The organism is Methanolinea mesophila (assembly GCF_017873855.1).
GTDB lineage: Archaea > Halobacteriota > Methanomicrobia > Methanomicrobiales > Methanospirillaceae > Methanolinea_B > Methanolinea_B mesophila.
In genome coordinates this window covers 24730-41181 of the sequence record NZ_JAGGKR010000002.1, presented here as the reverse complement: position 1 = coordinate 41181, position 16452 = coordinate 24730, and the positions used below count along the sequence as shown (strand labels likewise).

The 16452-nt window shown below is 59.1% G+C and carries 15 protein-coding genes; 14 read left to right on the top strand and 1 reads right to left on the bottom strand.

From position 1 onward, the window contains the following. Nucleotides 1-134: 134 nt before the first annotated feature. Entirely contained in the window at nucleotides 135-614 is a 480-nt protein-coding gene (locus J2741_RS11630; RefSeq protein WP_209675745.1) for a GyrI-like domain-containing protein, read from the bottom strand. 238 nt (nucleotides 615-852) lie between these two features. On the opposite strand from J2741_RS11630, the gene J2741_RS11625 reads away from it, so the two are divergent. The 14 genes from J2741_RS11625 (at nucleotide 853) to J2741_RS11560 (ending at nucleotide 16269) form a co-directional block, all read left to right on the top strand. Beyond that, complete coding sequence (locus J2741_RS11625) at nucleotides 853-1785, top strand: ketopantoate reductase family protein (RefSeq protein WP_209675743.1); 933 nt, start codon at nucleotides 853-855, stop codon at nucleotides 1783-1785. 122 nt (nucleotides 1786-1907) lie between these two features. Then, the gene (locus J2741_RS11620) at nucleotides 1908-2750 is read left to right on the top strand and encodes a hypothetical protein (protein ID WP_209675741.1); all 843 of its coding nucleotides are present in this window, start codon (nucleotides 1908-1910) and stop codon (nucleotides 2748-2750) included. Between the two features lie 118 nt (nucleotides 2751-2868). Further along, complete coding sequence (locus J2741_RS11615) at nucleotides 2869-3846, top strand: asparagine synthase C-terminal domain-containing protein (protein ID WP_209675739.1); 978 nt, start codon at nucleotides 2869-2871, stop codon at nucleotides 3844-3846. A gap of 405 nt (nucleotides 3847-4251) precedes the next feature. Then, entirely contained in the window at nucleotides 4252-4521 is a 270-nt protein-coding gene (gatC, locus tag J2741_RS11610; RefSeq protein ID WP_209675737.1) for an Asp-tRNA(Asn)/Glu-tRNA(Gln) amidotransferase subunit GatC, read from the top strand. Beyond that, on the top strand, nucleotides 4521-5825 hold the full coding sequence (gene gatA, locus J2741_RS11605; RefSeq protein ID WP_209675735.1) for an Asp-tRNA(Asn)/Glu-tRNA(Gln) amidotransferase subunit GatA: 1305 nt from the start codon (nucleotides 4521-4523) through the stop codon (nucleotides 5823-5825). The genes gatC and gatA overlap by 1 nt, the downstream gene beginning before the upstream one ends. Continuing rightward, nucleotides 5822-7339, top strand: a complete 1518-nt coding sequence (gatB, locus tag J2741_RS11600) for an Asp-tRNA(Asn)/Glu-tRNA(Gln) amidotransferase subunit GatB (RefSeq protein ID WP_209675733.1) — start codon at nucleotides 5822-5824, stop codon at nucleotides 7337-7339. Before gatA ends, gatB begins: the two co-directional genes overlap by 4 nt. A gap of 5 nt (nucleotides 7340-7344) precedes the next feature. Beyond that, nucleotides 7345-10161 carry a DNA topoisomerase I gene (locus tag J2741_RS11595; RefSeq protein ID WP_209676363.1) on the top strand — a complete coding sequence of 939 codons (2817 nt, stop codon included), beginning with the start codon at nucleotides 7345-7347 and terminating at the stop codon, nucleotides 10159-10161. A 42-nt stretch (nucleotides 10162-10203) separates the two neighbouring features. Further along, on the top strand, nucleotides 10204-10890 hold the full coding sequence (locus J2741_RS11590) for a phosphoglycerol geranylgeranyltransferase (RefSeq protein WP_209675731.1): 687 nt from the start codon (nucleotides 10204-10206) through the stop codon (nucleotides 10888-10890). A 14-nt stretch (nucleotides 10891-10904) separates the two neighbouring features. Then, complete coding sequence (locus tag J2741_RS11585; RefSeq protein WP_209675729.1) at nucleotides 10905-11609, top strand: RNA methyltransferase; 705 nt, start codon at nucleotides 10905-10907, stop codon at nucleotides 11607-11609. Nucleotides 11610-11921: 312 nt separating this feature from the next. Next, a complete protein-coding gene (gene dcd, locus J2741_RS11580) occupies nucleotides 11922-12476 on the top strand; it encodes a dCTP deaminase (protein ID WP_209675727.1) in 555 nt (184 codons plus the stop codon). Nucleotides 12477-12542: 66 nt separating this feature from the next. Then, nucleotides 12543-14372, top strand: coding sequence for a threonine--tRNA ligase (locus tag J2741_RS11575; RefSeq protein ID WP_209675725.1), 1830 nt, complete (start codon nucleotides 12543-12545; stop codon nucleotides 14370-14372). A gap of 142 nt (nucleotides 14373-14514) precedes the next feature. Further along, a complete protein-coding gene (locus J2741_RS11570) occupies nucleotides 14515-14790 on the top strand; it encodes an acylphosphatase (RefSeq protein ID WP_209675723.1) in 276 nt (91 codons plus the stop codon). A 215-nt stretch (nucleotides 14791-15005) separates the two neighbouring features. After that, nucleotides 15006-15491 (top strand): flavodoxin family protein, encoded by a 486-nt coding sequence (locus tag J2741_RS11565; protein WP_209675721.1) that lies wholly within the window; start codon nucleotides 15006-15008, stop codon nucleotides 15489-15491. A gap of 196 nt (nucleotides 15492-15687) precedes the next feature. Beyond that, on the top strand, nucleotides 15688-16269 hold the full coding sequence (locus tag J2741_RS11560; RefSeq protein WP_209675720.1) for a YbhB/YbcL family Raf kinase inhibitor-like protein: 582 nt from the start codon (nucleotides 15688-15690) through the stop codon (nucleotides 16267-16269). Nucleotides 16270-16452: the final 183 nt, after the last annotated feature.

The following is a 16452-nucleotide window of genomic DNA, read 5'->3' as shown; positions in this document are numbered from 1 at the left end:
TATCAAATGAGGGAATGACGCGTGAAGGTATGAATATTTCATTCCGGTGCGTATCTCCCGGTGATGACGGTTCCTGCCCGGCGCCTCCCGCTTAAGGCGGGTATTCGGACAGTAACCGATCTGGTTTTTCCGTTCTATCCCACCGGAGCCAGTATTTCGGTGAGGATCTCGTCCGGCCGCACTTCCCGGGGATCGTTGAGGTAGATCTCACGGATCGGCCCTTTGATCTTTCTGCCTTCAGATTCCAGCCACGCGAAGAGCTTCTCGTAGGTCCCGGTGCATTCCTGGTATGGCCCCTTGTGGAGCACCCTGGCCATCAATCCTCCCGGGAGCTCGTACGTGACGATATCCCCCTCAGGTCTGGTCCGGCCGGTCACCGGGAACGCGACCTCGATATCGGCGTCCCCCGATGCATCGGCCCGGTATGCATCCTCAACGGACTTTTCGTGCCACAGGTAGATCGGGGGGCCCGAGGGCCCGATCTCGCGTCTGACGATGAATTCCGCAAGCTCCCCGATCATGACGGGGATCTCTTGGTAAGAGCCTTTCCGCCGTATCCCGGCCACGAGGACCGGCGGCACTTCCACCAGGCTGATCTCTCCTGATTCCGACATGAATGAACAAGAGGAGAAGGATTCTTAAAAATCCTGCGGAGGGTGCGGGGCGAAAATGCGGTTGGCGGATTTCCCTGGAGGACGATCAGGAACGGAAGGACGCCCGTGACATCTCAGGGGAATCCTGAAAATCCGGGGCATTCGTCGCTACTGGTGCAGTACCACAGTGGCACGGACTCATCCGGAAACATTCCGAGATGATTATCCTGTTCCGCCTCATAGTAACAGTTCGCATACCATGTCACAGGCTGGCCCGGTTATCCTGATCCTCGGCGCAGGCGCGGTCGGACTCTCCCTCGCCGGTAAGCTCGCGGGTGTCGCGACCGTTTACACGGCATGCCGTCCACGCCACGCCGAGGCAATCAGGCAACGGGGACTTGAAATGCGCGGGATTTGGGGCGAGGGAACGGTCGCCGGCATCTCCTGCATCGCGGGGCCGGGAGGTGCTCCGGACTCTCCCGATTATGTGTTCATCACCGCCAAGGGGACCGATACCCTTGAGATTTGTGAAGAATATGCCGGTGTAATCCGGGACCGGCCGGTGGTAAGCCTCCAGAACGGCATCGGAAACGAAGAGATCATCTCTTCCTATTCAGCCCTCGTTATCGGGGGGACCATCACCACCAACTTTGCAATCGAAGGGCCCGGGTCGGTAAGGGTCCTTCGGGAGAGCGGGCCGGTGGCGCTCGGGATCTGGTCGGGTGAACCGGAACATGCGGTACTTGACCGCCTGATCGCGTTGCTGGGATCCGCCGGAGTGCCCGTAGCCGCATCTCCCGACATCAGGGCGGGTAAATGGACGAAGGCCCTCCTGAATATTGCGGTCAACCCGCTCACGGCCCTCCTTGGCGAACCGGTCGGGGCGGTTGAGAATGCGTATCTCAGGGAGATAGTCACCGGCCTGATCGAGGAGACGTTCGCGGTCATGGACGCCGAGGAGGTCCACCTCTCGTGGAAGACCGCCGGGGAATACCTGGATTACCTCTATTCCGTGCAGATTCCCGATTTCGCCCCGGTGCATACTTCGATGTACTTCGACCTCCGTGAAGGCAAACGAACCGAGATCGAACTCCTCAACGGGTACGTCGCCCGCCTCGGGACACGTCATTCCGTCCCGACCCCTTATAACCGGTGCATCGCAGACCTTATACGATCGAGAGAGCCGGAATAATCGTATTAAGCCTGTATTTCGTCTTACACCACGTAGGTTATACTCCTTGTCCCGCATATCCCGTCGCCCGGGAAAACTTCGGAATTCATTTATTCCCTAAAATGGTTTATATGTAGGAATCTATGACCGACAGCGAAGGAGGGGAGAAGAGGAAAAAAAAGATGGTAGTCCTCTCTGCCCTGTCGATTGTCCTGGTAGTGTTCCTCGGAATCTCGATATCAGGTTTCTTCCCGTTCATCGGGGCATCACAGACTGCCGGAGAGAATATTTCAATGACCGGCACCTCCCGGGCTCCCGTCCCGCTCTTCGAGGACACGTTTGACAACGGTCTTTCAGGCTGGCAACGATACGGCTATCCCCTCCCCGAGGTCAGGGCAGACATGGGCAACCCGCCGCCCAGCTTCGACTGCAGGGGCGACGATCTCTATGACAGCTTCGCCATTTCGCACGAGCGTTTCAACCTCTCGGGAGGGATCATTTACCAGGTCGACATGTACGCGAACGATACCCGGAGCGAAGGATGCTGGGTAGATGCATTTTTCCGCATTCCCCGCTACCCTGAAGGTGCGGACGCGCTCATCCAGATAGTGCTTCGGCCTATCGGCCCCGCATGCTGGGGTGAGGCTCCCCAGGAGATCGGTCACGGCGTGTACGACTTCTTCATCACCAACGAAAGCGATACCTACGAGCACCTCCAGGTCATCGGTGGACCGGCGGACGCTGACGTGGGAGCCTGGCACAGATACACCATCGTGGTCCTTCCCGACCGCCATGTAGAGTTTTATCGGGACGGCGAGCTCCTCCACAGGCCTGAGGGAACTCTTAGCGCGAACTATTCGGCCGTTCCCCTTCCGGTCTATATCGGTGCCCGGTCGTATATCGACTACGGCCCGTCACTTATCGACAACGTGCGGGTCTATCCCTATAGTCAGCTTGACATGGTGATGAACCAGTCCCTTCCCTGAAAAGGAGGACGACCGGAACCTCGTTTTCCCCGTAGAATGACCGGACAAGGGGAATGGACAACAATACCCTGATGGCCGATCAACACACAGTTTATGCTGTACGAGCAGAGCCGGGACAATGTCGCTTTTTATCCGCGGATGGGTCGAGGACGAGGGTCGGAGACTTACCGAAGGGGAGATCGAGGCCATCCTCTCGGACCAGCCGTCCCGGGTATCCCGTTTCGGCGGGGAGTTCTTCTTCTCTTCCGGAGTGTGTGAGGGCAGGGACCACCTCGGGATCATCCCGGGGCCGATCCCACCGGGGACGTTCCGTTGCGGGAATATGGAGACCAGGATCTCGCCCTGCGTGCCGGATCTCACGCTGGAAGAGGCCGTCGTGAAGGCGGTCTCGCTCCGGTCGGACGAAGGGGTCTGTGCGCTCTCCGGCGGTGTCGATTCTTCCCTGGTGGCGGCTCTCGCAGGCCTCCCCTGCCTGGTGGTAGGGACCGCTTCATCCCATGATATCGTCCGGGCAGGAGCGGTGGCCCGCGTACTTGGCCTTGAAATTACCGTGGCGGTGATTCCGCCCGGCCAGATTGAGGATGCCATACATTCCGTGCTCCCCGTAATTCCGGTTAATGGACCGGTCGACGTGGCAATTGCGGTGACCCAGTTCTTCATTGCCCGGGCAGCAAGGGAGCTCGGCCACTCCCGTATCCTGACCGGGCAGGGAGCCGACGAGCTTTTCGGCGGTTATGCCCGCTATCTTACGGTGGAGGACGTCGAGTCGCAGCTTGAGGCGGATTTCGGAAGCCTCGCCCTCCAGGGAGCCCGTGACCAGGCGGTGGCCGGCCTGCACGGGACTTCTCTCTCCATGCCCTATCTCGACCTCAGGGTGGTGAACGCCGCAAAAATGCTCCCCGATCGGGGGAAAGTAACAGGCGGTGTCAGGAAACGGGCGCTCCGGGAGCTCGCCGCACGGTTCATCCCCCCGGAAATCGCATGGTACGAGAAGAAGGCGATGCAGTACGGAAGCGGCATCGAGAAGGAGATTCGTGCCCTTGCCCGGAGGAAAGGGTTCCGGAACACCGGAGATTTCATCCGGAACCTCTCCTGACGGTCTGTTCCGGCCGGGTCTTTACTGTTTCGCAAAGCTCACGGCTGCCAATCCCGGGTAAGATATTCCGCCTGGTTCCGGGATTCTGAGTGAAACTTACCGGTATAGGGAACAGGGCCCCTTAACCGGGTGGAATGAGCACCAGATGGCGAATATGCTGCCCATCACTAATTCTACCAGGGGTCTCCTCATGCGCGCACCCGGGGGTCCCGCCTATAGTATAAGTGTGTCCGCCGGGAGTTACGAATTATCCCCGATAGGGAAATTACCGTAGTTCCGGAGGCGGGGAAACGCTTTTTCCCTTTTCCTCTCCCGGCGGCAACATTCTCCGTGCAATGAGAACGGTTATAAAAGACAGGTGCAACGGTACTTAATCTAGATGGGCAGCCATGGGAAGGCACGAGAATGATAGCAGAACGCGACGTCGAACACATTGCACAACTGGCCGATATTGCCATCTCCAGGGAAGAACTGGAGGAATTTACCCCCCAGGTCAATCAGATCCTCGATTATTTCGACCTCCTCGACCAGGTGGAAGGGACTTCCGGGGGGGAACAGGAACTGTTCAACGTATTCCGGGACGATACCGTAGAACCTTCCCTCCCCCGGGAAGACGTGATCGCAATCGCCCCTGATTCCGAGGACGGGTTTATCAAGGCGCCGAGGGTGATGTAGTGACGGGCGGTTCGGTTCATTTCGATCCCGGGGACACCTGCAGGGCATTCCTCACTACCCTCCGTGAAGCCCCCTATACCACGGGAACGCTCTCCGGGGTGGCGGTTGCAGTAAAAGACAATATCTCCACGATCGGCATTCCCACAACCTGCGGTTCGAAGATCCTGTCGGGATACGTGCCCCCGTACGACGCCCACGTCGTCTCCCGGTTAAAGGAGGAGGGCGCAGCAATCGTGGGAAAGACCAACATGGACGAGTTCGGGATGGGGACCACCACCGAGAACAGTGCGTTCGGCCCAACCCTGAACCCCCTCGACCATGAACGCGTTCCCGGCGGGTCCTCCGGAGGAAGTGCGGCTGCCGTGGCCTCAGGGATGGTCAGGATGGCACTCGGGACCGACACCGGGGGATCGATCCGCTGCCCTTCCGCGTTCTGCGGTATCGTCGGACTAAAGCCGACCTACGGCAGGGTCTCCCGGTACGGGCTCATCGCCTACGCCAACTCTCTCGAACAGATCGGACCTATGGCAGCCTCCGTCTCCGATGTATCGCTCCTCATGGGGGTCATTGCCGGATACGACGCACGCGATTCCACCTCCCGGGACGCTCCGTACTGCCACACCCCCGATATGGAGATCCGCGGGCTGAAGATCGGCGTCCCCGAGGAATTCTTCGGTGAAGGGGTCGACCCCCGGGTCGCGACCCGGGTCTGGGATGCGATATCCCTCCTCGAACAACTCGGTGCCGAGGTCATCTCCTGCCGTATGCCCAGCATGGCGTACGCCCTGGCTGCCTACTACGTGACCTGCACCAGCGAAGCGAGCTCGAACCTTGCCCGTTTCGACGGGGTCCGGTACGGCCCCGCCGCCGATACGAAGAAGACATGGCACGAGGCGTTCCAGGAGAGAAGGAAGGAAGGGTTTGGCAAAGAGGTCCGGCGCCGGATCATGCTCGGGACGTTCGCCCTCTCTTCGGGCTACTACGGCAAATATTATGCCAAGGCACAGGCCGCAAGGGAGGATGTCAGGCGGGATTTCGCGAGACTCTTCCGGGAAGTGGATGTCCTGGCGGGTCCCACCATGCCCACCATCGCCTTCAGGCTCGGCGAAAAGAGCGACCCGCTCTCAATGTACCTCTCGGATATCCTCACGGTGCCTGCAAACCTCGCAGGAGTGCCCGCGATCTCTGTACCTTGCGGGAAGGTGGATGGCATGCCGGTCGGGCTGCAGATCATGGGACAGCACATGGAAGACGAACGGGTGGTCGACGTTGCGTATGCCTACGAGCAGGGAGGGAACCAATGAGCGATGTCGGTGCCCGTTCTACTACGGGAACGGAGACGGTCCGGGGTCCTGCCGAAGAGGAAGAGGTGATCATCGGGCTCGAGGTCCACTGCCAGCTCGATACCAGGACCAAGCTCTTCTGCGGGTGTTCAACGGATTACCGGGACGACGGCCCGAACACCCATGTGTGTCCCATCTGCCTAGGACTTCCCGGGACCCTTCCCAGGGTGAACAGGACCGCGGTGGAATACGCCATCAGGGTGGCGAAAGCGCTTAACTGCGAAATCCTGGAAGAAAGCGAGTTTTCACGGAAGAACTACTTCTACCCCGACCTGAACAAAGGATACCAGATCACCCAGTATGACAAGCCGCTCGCCGTGGGAGGATGGCTGGAGATAGAGTCTGACGAAGGAGGCGAGAAACTGGTGAGGATCACCCGGGTGCACATGGAAGAAGACCCGGGAAGGCTGGTGCACAAAGGAGGCACCGACCGGCCGAAGTACACGCTTGTCGATTACAACCGGGCGGGGATCCCGCTGATCGAGATGGTCACCGAACCCGACCTCCGTTCCCCGAAAGAAGCCCGCAGGTTTTTGAACAAGCTCAGGGCTACCCTGGAATACCTGGGAGTCTTCGACTCCGAGAAGGAAGGATCGCTCCGGGTCGATGCCAACGTCTCCATCCAGCCGAAGGGCTATTTCTCAATACACGGGAAAGGAATGAAAGAGCGGGGCCGTGTGGAGATCAAGAATATCTCATCCTATAAAGGAGCGGAAAAAGCCCTCACCTTCGAGATCACCCGTCAGAAGAGCATGATCCGCCGCGGCCAGAAACTCGGGACCGAGACCCGGCACTTCGTCGAAGCGCGGGGGGTGACCACCGCGAGCCGGAGCAAGGAGATGGAGCAGGACTATCGCTATTTCCCCGAACCCGACCTCCGTCCGATGCAGATCCGTTCGTGGTGCGACAGGATTGTACTCCCCGAGCTCCCCGATGCCCGGAGGGCCCGGTTCATGGCCCAGTACGGGTGTTCCCTCAATCATGCCAGGACCCTGACCGGCGAGCTCAGGCTCGCCGAATTTTATGAGAGAGTGGCCCCCGTTGACGCGGCACTTGCCGCAACCTGGGTTGCGGACACTCTGCTCGGGGAGTTGAACTACCGGGACATGTCGGTCGCCACCGTGAGCCCCGACCTGTTCATCGCTCTCTTGACCATGCTCCGCGATCGGGTCATCACCGACAAGAGCGGCGTCGAGGTGCTTCGGAACCTGCTGGACCAGTTGAAGGATACCGGGTGCTGCGAAACACCCGATGAGTGCGTGAAGCGCCTGAACCTGACAAAGGCCGGTGGTGCGGGACTTTCCGGGGTCATCGAGGAGGTAATCTCCGAGCACCCCCGGGCGGTGGCGGACTTTGCCGAAGGGAAGAAGGAGGCGTTCAACTTCCTGATCGGCCAGGTAATGCGTAAAACGCGGGGACGCGTCGACCCGGTGGAACTGAACAGGGCATTACGGGAACGCCTGGAAGGAGTGTGACAGAGATGCACCTTATTGTTGCCGAAAAGAACATCTCCGCACGGAGGATAGCCCAGATCCTCGCCGGCAGCGCCAAACTCAAAGAAGATAAGGAGGGCGGTGTTTCGGTCTACCGGTTCGACAATACCGCCCTGATCGGGCTCCGTGGCCATGTGGTCGAGGTAGACTTCGTAGAGGGCTACTCGAACTGGAGAAGCGCCGAACGGACGCCTAGGAGCCTTATCGATGCGGAGACCGTGAAAGTCCCGACCGAGAAGAAAATCGTGAACCTCGTCCAGAAGCTGGCCAGGAAATCCGAACGGGTCACGATCGCCACCGACTTCGATACCGAGGGTGAGTTGATCGGGAAAGAAGCCTACGAACTGGTCCGGCAGGTTAACAAGGACGTTAACGTTGACCGGGCCCGGTTCTCCGCCATCACGCCCGAGGAGATCGGGCAGGCGTTTGCGCATCCTACCTCCATCGATTTTGCCCTTGCGGCCGCGGGTGAAGCCCGCCAGGTGATCGATCTCATGTGGGGCGCTTCCCTGACCCGCTTCATCAGCCTCGCAGCCCGGAGAGGGGGCAATAATATCCTCTCTGTCGGAAGGGTGCAGAGCCCTACGCTTGCGATGATCGTCGACCGGGAGAAAGAGATCGAGGCATTCGTCGCTCAGAAATACTGGCAGCTCGCACTCGATACCAGGAAGAACGGCGAGGTCATCGAGGCCCGTCACACCACTGCCCGTTTCTGCGACAGGGATCAGGCGGTCCAGGCGAAGGAGCGCACGCGGGAGCCCCTGCGTGTTGCGGAGGTGAAAGAAGGGACCAGGGTGGAACGTGCCCCCACCCCGTTCGACACCACCTCGTTCATCGTCGCCGCGGCACGGCTCGGCTTTTCGGCGGCGAACGCGATGCGGCTCGCGGAAGACCTCTATATGAACGGATTCATCTCGTACCCGAGGACTGACAATACGGTCTACCCACCCTCCCTGGACCTGAACGGCGTGCTGAAGGCCGTTCATCCCACCGAGTTTGGAAAGGACGTGGAATGGGTAATGGCCCACCGGAGGGCCGTACCCACCAGCGGGAAGAAATCGTCGACCGATCACCCTCCCATCCACCCCTCGTCCGCGGCAACCCGCGAACAACTCGGGGAAGACCGGTGGAAGGTCTATGCACTGGTAGTCCGGAGGTTCCTGGCGACGCTCTCCCCCGATGCCCGATGGCGGACCATGAAGGTCACCTTCAGGGCGGGAGGGGAGGAGTACGCGGCGACAGGGGGACAGCTCACGGAAAGAGGGTGGCGGACGGTCTACCCCTACAGCAGCGCCACCGAGTACGAACTCCCGCATCTCAGTGAAGGCGAGACCCTTCCCCTCCTCGAGGTCAGGATGGAAGAGAAGGAGACCCAGCCACCACCCCGCTACTCCCAGAGCAAACTCATCCAGAGCATGGAGGAGCTCGGCCTCGGGACGAAGAGCACGCGGCACGAGGTCATCCAGAAGCTGATCACCCGGAAATACATCGAGGGAAACCCGCTCCGTCCCACCCTGGTCGGAAGGGCGGTCATCCAGTCCCTCGAGGGGCACGCCGATACCATCACCCGCCCGGACATGACCCAGACCCTGGAAGAACACATGCAGCAGATCAAGGAACGAAAGCGCCCTCGTGAGGACGTAGTGAAAGAGTCCCGGCAGATGTTGCATCAGGTGTTCAACCAGCTCGAGGCGAATGAGCAGCAGATCGGGGAGGAGATCATGGACCAGACCGCCGAAGAGCTCAGGCTCGGCCCTTGTCCGGTCTGCGGCAGCGATCTCCGGATCCGCCATCTCCGGAGCCAGACCCAGTTTATCGGCTGCACAGGATACCCGGAATGCAGCTTCAATATCAGCCTCCCGATGGCGATGTGGGGGTACGCGGTGCGGACCGACGAGGTCTGTGCACGGCACGGGCTGCACTTTGTCCGGCTGATCAAGAAAGGAGCAAGGCCATGGGAAATAGGGTGCCCCCTCTGCCACCATATCGCCACGAACAAGGAGACCATGGATCTCCTCCCCTCCATGACCTCCGATCTCTATGAACGCATGCTCAAGGCGCATATCTACTCGGTGTATGACCTCACCACCCTCACCCCTGCAGACCTGGAGGAGACACTGGGAATCGGAAAAGAGCGTGCGGTCAGGATCACGGATGAGGCCAGGGAGGTGTTCGAGCTTATCCGGAAACGATCGGACTGCCGTAAATTCGTCAGGAAACACCTCCCTCCACGAAGAGGCCGCAGCCATGCAACCATCATGAAGAAGCTGCACGAGCTCGGGGTCGACGACATCGAGGCACTGGGCACTGTCGAACCTGCCGTGCTCAGGAATGCGGGAATCGGCGAGAAAGAAACGGAGATGCTCCAGGGCGAAGCGAGGAAGGTCGCCGGGGAACGGGAGCTTCGCGGGCTGGGGATCCCCCCGGTGAGCCTGAAGAAATATCTCGCCGCAGGGTTCCTTTCGGCCGATGATCTCCTGGAATACAACCCCGTGTATGTCGCATACCGGACCGGAATCAGCCCGGACACCGTGTTCAAACATATCGAGCTGGTCGCATCCGCGCGGGGAAAGACCGTCCCGAAGAAGGTCCCGAAAGCCCAGGTCGAGCGGGGGCGCGAAGAGCTCCTCGCGGTACCGGGTGTAGGGGAGTCCACCCTCGAGAAACTCTACCGGGCGGGGGTATTTGACGTGAAACGACTCGGGGAGATGGACCCCCGGGATATCGCAAAGAAATCCGGCATCCCGGAGGAAAAGGTCCGGGAGCTGCAAAAAATGATAAGGGCACCGAAAGAGAGATCCTAAAGACAAAACTCCTCTCTGGCAGTTATTTTTCGGATGGCGATAATGCAGGCGAAATGGCGGAACTGGGTTCACGTGACAAAACTGGACCCGGATAAATTCATCACCCCCCAGGCGGTGGAGGAGGTGGCGACCAGCGGTACCGATGCCCTGATGCTCTCGGGAACCCTGAACGTGACGAAAGACAACATGGGCCGGCTCCGGGAGCAGGTTGCATCCTATGGGCTTCCCCTGGTGGTCGAACCGGCAGGGCCCGAAGCGGTGATCTTCGACGGGATCGATTACCTCTTCGTGCCTTCGGTGATGAACACTACCGATGTGCAGTGGCTGGTGGGAAAGCACCGGGACTGGGTCATGCACCAGCGGGTAGAATGGGAAAAGGTCGTCCCCGAGGCCTATATCGTGCTGAACCCCGACAGCGCAGTAGGAAGGGTCACCAAAGCCGTATGCAGCCTCGGCGAGAAGGAGGTTTCGGCGCTCGCCAGCGTGGCGGACCGTTACTTCAGGTTCCCCATCGTGTACATCGAGTACAGCGGTATGTACGGGGATCCGAAGATTGTGAAGGCCGCGTCCGAATCCGTGGAACATGCCTCGCTCTTCTACGGGGGAGGGATCGACTCTCCGGAACGCGCAGCCGAGATGGCACGTTTCGCTGATACCATCGTGGTCGGCAATGCGGTCTACGATGCAGGAGTCGCCGTGCTCAGGGCGACGGTCAAGGCGGTCCAGTAATCTTCCGGAATGTGATGCCCCAGATCGATATCGTACTCATAAGCCCTATCTACGAGGGGAATGTAGGGTTCACCGCCCGGGTGATGAAGAACTTCGGTTTTTCCCGGCTCGTGCTGGTCGATCCCTGCCCGCTCGGGGACGAGGCGAAGGCCCGCGCCTCCCACGCACAGGACGTACTGAAGAGCGCGGAAGTGTGCACCATTGAGCAGGTCTTCTCCCGGAGCCACCTCACGGTTGCGACGACCGGAGAGGTTTCCAAGTCCATCTGCAACCCGATGCGGATGCCCTATTTTTCTCCGCGCGAACTCGCGGGACTGCTCCCCAAGGTAAAGGGGAGGATCTCGATCCTTTTCGGAAGGGAGAACTGGGGACTGAACAACGAGGAGATCGGGAGGAGCGATATCATATGTTCCATCCCCACTTCCCCGGAATACCCCATCCTCAACCTGTCCCACGCAGTGGGGGTGATCTGCTACGAACTTGCGGGCCTCCCGCGCGGCGAATACCTGCTCGCGTCCCCCCTTGAAATGGAGCACCTCTATGCACACATGGACCGGTACCTCGACCGGATAGAACACCCCCGGTTCAAACGGGCAAACACCCTCCTGATGATGCGACGCATCCTGGGCAGGGCACAGCTCACCGCCCGGGAGGCGAGCACCCTGCACGGCCTGATGCGACGCTCGGAGTGGCACATCCGGGAGCACGAAGAGGAATAGTTCCCGAACCGTGGCACTGGAAAGGCCGCGGATAAAGAATCCGATATATTCCGGTGTTTTTTATCCGGTGCATGAGCCCCCGGTCCCGCATTTACGCGACAAGTACCGTTGCCACGGGGTGTATTCCCGGCGGCAGTCGGGACAGTCCCCCCGGTCTCAATGAAAATTATCATAGCTGCGGACCAGGCAATTCAGGATTTGAGGATGATTGTTCCATTTTCCTGAATAATTATTGCATCCGGCGATCGACGGAGATAAAACCCAATCCTCCGATGTGATCTTAATGCCCTTTCGCACCCCATAGATGATCCAATGATCCTTGTCGACTGGCAGATCCTGGACCGGGTGGCCCGGGGCTTTATCCGCATCGACCCCTTTGATCCCGTTCTCGTCCAGCCAAACTCCCTCGATATCCGGCTGGGGGACCACTTTGCGTGGTACGAGCCGGGACCCGAGGTCATCGATCCCTATAACAGCGAAACGATCCATGAAAAGACCGGGCAGTGCACCGCAGATTCCATCGTACTCCACCCGGGAAAATTCCTGCTCGCGGAGACCATGGAGGTGATCGAACTCCCCGACAATATCGTGGCGAGCATCGAAGGAAAGAGCAGTATCGCCCGACTCGGGGTGGAGCTCCACCAGACCGGGGGATGGATCGACGCGGGCTTCCGCGGTTCGATCACCCTCGAGATGTGCAATGTGAACCAGCGGCCCGTGAGGATTTATGCCGGGATGCCTATCGGGCAGCTGGTCTTTTACACCACCGAGCGGGCCGTGACCCCCTACAACAAAAAATGTGATGCGAAATATATGGATCAGCGGCAGGCCACCCTCTCCCGGTACCACAAGAACCCCCGGGAGTAGCGGTATGGGTATATACCCATACATCCCATTTTATAAGGAAGAATGCTTTTTAACCGGAGATGAATCATGCGACTTCTGCTGATACATTCTGATTTTATCGAATATGAGGCCAAGAAAAAGACCGGGATGGCAGAAGATGCCAGGATACTGAAGGACTCCCAGGAAGAAGCCCTCACCGTCTTTTCCGCTGTGGAATCCGTGGACGAGGATGACATCGAGGGCGTGGTGTCCCAGGCGGTGGAGGAGATCTCCCGCACGGCCGACCAGCTCTCTGTGGAGAACATCGTTATCTATCCCTACGCCCACCTCTCGAGCGACCTCGCCCGGCCCGATGCCGCGGTTGCGGCCCTGAAACTGATGGAGACCGCGCTGCAGGACGTAGGCTACAACGTGAAACGTGCCCCGTTCGGGTGGTACAAGTCCTTCCGTATCTCCTGCAAGGGTCACCCGCTCTCGGAGCTCTCAAAGACCATCGTCCCGTCCGAGGAGGCGGCCAAGAAGGAGAAGAAAGAGGTTACCCATACGTTCTTCGTACTCACCCCGGACGGCGCCCGGCACGAGGTGGACGGGTTCATCGACGACTCGCCGTTCGGGTGCCTCCTGAAGAAAGAGCTCGGCGTCGCTGAAGGCGCGGGCGGAGAGCCCCTCCACGTGGAACTCATGCGGTCAAAGGAGCTCGTCGATTACGAGCCGGTGAGCGACGTGGGCCACCTGCGGTGGATGCCCCGGGGGAAGCTGGTCCGGGACCTCCTCGCGGATTACGTGCTCTGCAAGGTGCTCCCTTACGGGGCCACCCCGGTGGAGACCCCGGTGATGTACGACCTCGCGGACCAGGCAATCTACGAACATGCCGACAAGTTCGGGGAACGGCAGTACCGGTTCAAGAGCGGAAACAGGAACATGATGCTCCGGTTCGCCGCCTGTTTCGGGATGTTCTCCATCATGCGGGACATGCACATCTCGCCGAACACCCTGCCCATGAAAATGTATGAACTCTCCACCTACTCCTTCCGTCACGAGCAGAAAGGTGAGGTCATCGGGCTGAAGCGCCTTCGGGCGTTCACCATGCCGGACATGCACAGCCTGTGCAGGGACATGGACGAGGCGCTCGGGTGCTTCGAGGAGCAGCTGCAGATGGGATGGGAGACCGGGAGGGACTTCGGCACCCGTCTTGTCGGGGTCTTCCGCTGCACCCAGGAGTTCTACGACCAGTACCAGGACTGGATCAAAAAGATCGTGGCCGATTCCGGAGTTCCCCTTTTGATAGAGGTTCTCTCCGACCGGGTTCACTACTGGATCGCCAAGGTGGACCTCGCCGCCATCGATGGACAGGGAAGGCCCATCGAGAACCCCACGGTTCAGATTGACGTTGAATCCTCCACCCGTTTCGATATCAAGTACCACATGGACGGGCAGGAGGTGCACCCGCCGATCCTCCACTGCTCCCCGACCGGGAGTGTGGAACGTGTCATATGTGCCATCCTTGAAAATACCGGGAACATGCCGGTTCCATCCTTCCCCACCTGGCTCTCCCCCACTCAGGTCAGGGTAATCCCTGTCACCGAAAGACACCTCGAGTACGCCGAGCAACTCGCCCGCAGGCTGAATACCGAGCAGATCAGGACCGACCTCGACGACCGGGACGAGAGCGTCGGTAAAAAAGTCAGGGAAGCAGGGATGGACTGGGTGCCCTTCGTGGTGGTGGTCGGCGATGCCGAGGTCGATACCGGCAAGCTTACCGTGACCATCCGGGGAAAATCCCAGCCGAACAAGCCCCACAAAGAGACCATGGAACTTCCTGAACTCATCGGCACGGTTAAGGGGGAACTCGAAGGAATGCCGTTCCGCCCGCTGTACACCCCGATGAAACTCTCCAGGAAAGCGCGGTATATCTGAATTCAACCCTTTTCTTTTCGACATCTTACTCTCCCAACTACTCCTGGTGAACGGCGCGGGATGCCTGGCGTTTTTCCGGATTGAGCATGATGCGTAGATTTTTCCGGATACCATTAATGCTCCCTATTTCAATTCATTGAACATGAAACGGATAACCGCGAACGTATCCGGCAGGGTCCAGGGAGTAGGATACCGGTATTTCGTCACCGATCGTGCCTGCGAGATCGGGGTGAAGGGGTATGCAAAAAACCTGGCCGACGGTTCGGTGGAGGTCGTTGCCGAGGGGACCGAATCGCGACTCCGGGAATTCGCCGGCACACTGTCAGCGAAGGATGATTCGGTCATCAGGGTCGAGGGCATTGAGATCGAATGGTCGGATGCGACCGGTGAATTTGCCGGGTTTGGTATTCGCCGTTGAACGGTCGATTTCCAGGTCATATTCCAGGAATGACGCTCTTCAACGTCAGGGCAGGCGGGGGTTGCGGGAAATATGAACCCGGAATGAATAACAGCGGGGGCGTACCGAAACGGTAAAAAGAGTTCAAGGCCCGGGCAGCTGACCGCTGGAAAAGGGTGCTCTCGTACGGACACGCTCCGGAGAAGTTTCATATCCTGGCAATACATGCTCTATTAATGAAGACCTGCATTATTTTTCACTCGTATACGGGGATAACCCGGGGGGTCGCGGAACAAGTTCAGGCTGCCTGCGGGGGCGATATGATCGAAGTGAAGCCCAGACAGAAGTACAGCACCCTTACCGCGTATACCGTCGGATGTCTCCGCGCCAGGAACGAAGAGGCCGAACCGATCGAGCCCGCATATATCGATGTGGCGGGGTACGATCTCCTGGTAATCGGAACCCCGGTCTGGGCGTTCAAGTCTACCCCGGCGGTCAATGGGGCCATCAATGCCCTCGAACACTGCGACGGCAAAAAGGGAATTATTTTTGCAACCTGCGGGGGGAAGGCGGGTGACACGACTGCCATCCTGAAACGGGCACTTACAGAAAAGGGTGTTGACGTGATGCGGGAGTTCGTGTTCGACCGGAAGGATCTCAGTGATGACACGAAGGTGAAGGCACTGATCGAAGCCGTTCGAACGGTTGGAAATGCAGGATAAATCCTATTTTCCTCGATTTTATGGTCATTTAAGATCTACAGAGCGTAACATTTCACACGAATTCTTCGATTCGGGTGCACCTTTGTCCCATGTTGCCGGAAAGTGAACTGGAAACCGTTCGCTCTGTTATCAAAACGAGTTCTCCGGAAATTCGTCTCTCGTTACTATTATCTGATCACGATCCCACTATCGGCTTATGATACGAACCGTACTCCTTGTAACGGCCTTTGTTCTTCTGGTTATGGGGGTGCTTATCGCGGGATGCAGTAGTCCGGCTTTGCATTCACCGCCGGGCGCATCCGGGGGCAACTCGGGATCTCTTGAGATACAGGTGGGCTCCCTCCACCCGGGATCCGCCCTACCTGTTGAGTATACCTGTGCCGGAGCCGGCATCTCACCCGCGATATCCTGGACGGGGGTCCCTCCCGGCACAAGGTCGCTTGTCCTTATCCTGCATGACCCGGACGCTCCGCTGGCGGGTGGTTTCACCCACTGGATAGTCTACAATATCCCTCCCGATTCGCCGGGAATTCCAGGAAATGTTACATCCGCCCGTGAATTACCCGGAGGAGGATTTCAGGGCCAGAACAGCAGGGGGAGCAGCGGATATATCCCCCCATGCCCGCCGGAGGGGAGCGCCCCCCACCATTACGTGTTTTCGATCTATGCTCTCGATACCGCGATCGAAAATCCCAACCCCAACCGATCGGCGATCCTCGCAGATATCACGGGGCACACGATCGGTGAGGCCGAGGTCATCGTGATATACGGACAATAATTTTTTTTCATCGTTGCGGTGGTTCCCCGACTGCCCGGTTTCATACTATCACTTCAGACCTTACAATCGGGGTGTTTCTCACCGGCAATGCTGTATTGGCAGTGCCCCGGCACGGGACGCAGGCACGTGAAGGGGATCCCGGCGTGCTGAGACCCCATGGGGGAACTCCCTGGAGGTCCTGGC

Bases quoted from the DNA above. Each gene is read 5' to 3' on its own strand.
- J2741_RS11630 (WP_209675745.1), bottom strand. From the start codon at position 614: ATGTCGGAATCAGGAGAGATCAGCCTGGTGGAAGTGCCGCCGGTCCTC.
- J2741_RS11625 (WP_209675743.1), top strand. From the start codon at position 853: ATGTCACAGGCTGGCCCGGTTATCCTGATCCTCGGCGCAGGCGCGGTC.
- J2741_RS11620 (WP_209675741.1), top strand. From the start codon at position 1,908: ATGACCGACAGCGAAGGAGGGGAGAAGAGGAAAAAAAAGATGGTAGTC.
- J2741_RS11615 (WP_209675739.1), top strand. From the start codon at position 2,869: ATGTCGCTTTTTATCCGCGGATGGGTCGAGGACGAGGGTCGGAGACTT.
- gatC (WP_209675737.1), top strand. From the start codon at position 4,252: ATGATAGCAGAACGCGACGTCGAACACATTGCACAACTGGCCGATATT.
- gatB (WP_209675733.1), top strand. From the start codon at position 5,822: ATGAGCGATGTCGGTGCCCGTTCTACTACGGGAACGGAGACGGTCCGG.
- J2741_RS11595 (WP_209676363.1), top strand. From the start codon at position 7,345: ATGCACCTTATTGTTGCCGAAAAGAACATCTCCGCACGGAGGATAGCC.
- J2741_RS11590 (WP_209675731.1), top strand. From the start codon at position 10,204: ATGCAGGCGAAATGGCGGAACTGGGTTCACGTGACAAAACTGGACCCG.
- J2741_RS11585 (WP_209675729.1), top strand. From the start codon at position 10,905: ATGCCCCAGATCGATATCGTACTCATAAGCCCTATCTACGAGGGGAAT.
- dcd (WP_209675727.1), top strand. From the start codon at position 11,922: ATGATCCTTGTCGACTGGCAGATCCTGGACCGGGTGGCCCGGGGCTTT.
- J2741_RS11575 (WP_209675725.1), top strand. From the start codon at position 12,543: ATGCGACTTCTGCTGATACATTCTGATTTTATCGAATATGAGGCCAAG.
- J2741_RS11570 (WP_209675723.1), top strand. From the start codon at position 14,515: ATGAAACGGATAACCGCGAACGTATCCGGCAGGGTCCAGGGAGTAGGA.
- J2741_RS11565 (WP_209675721.1), top strand. From the start codon at position 15,006: ATGAAGACCTGCATTATTTTTCACTCGTATACGGGGATAACCCGGGGG.
- J2741_RS11560 (WP_209675720.1), top strand. From the start codon at position 15,688: ATGATACGAACCGTACTCCTTGTAACGGCCTTTGTTCTTCTGGTTATG.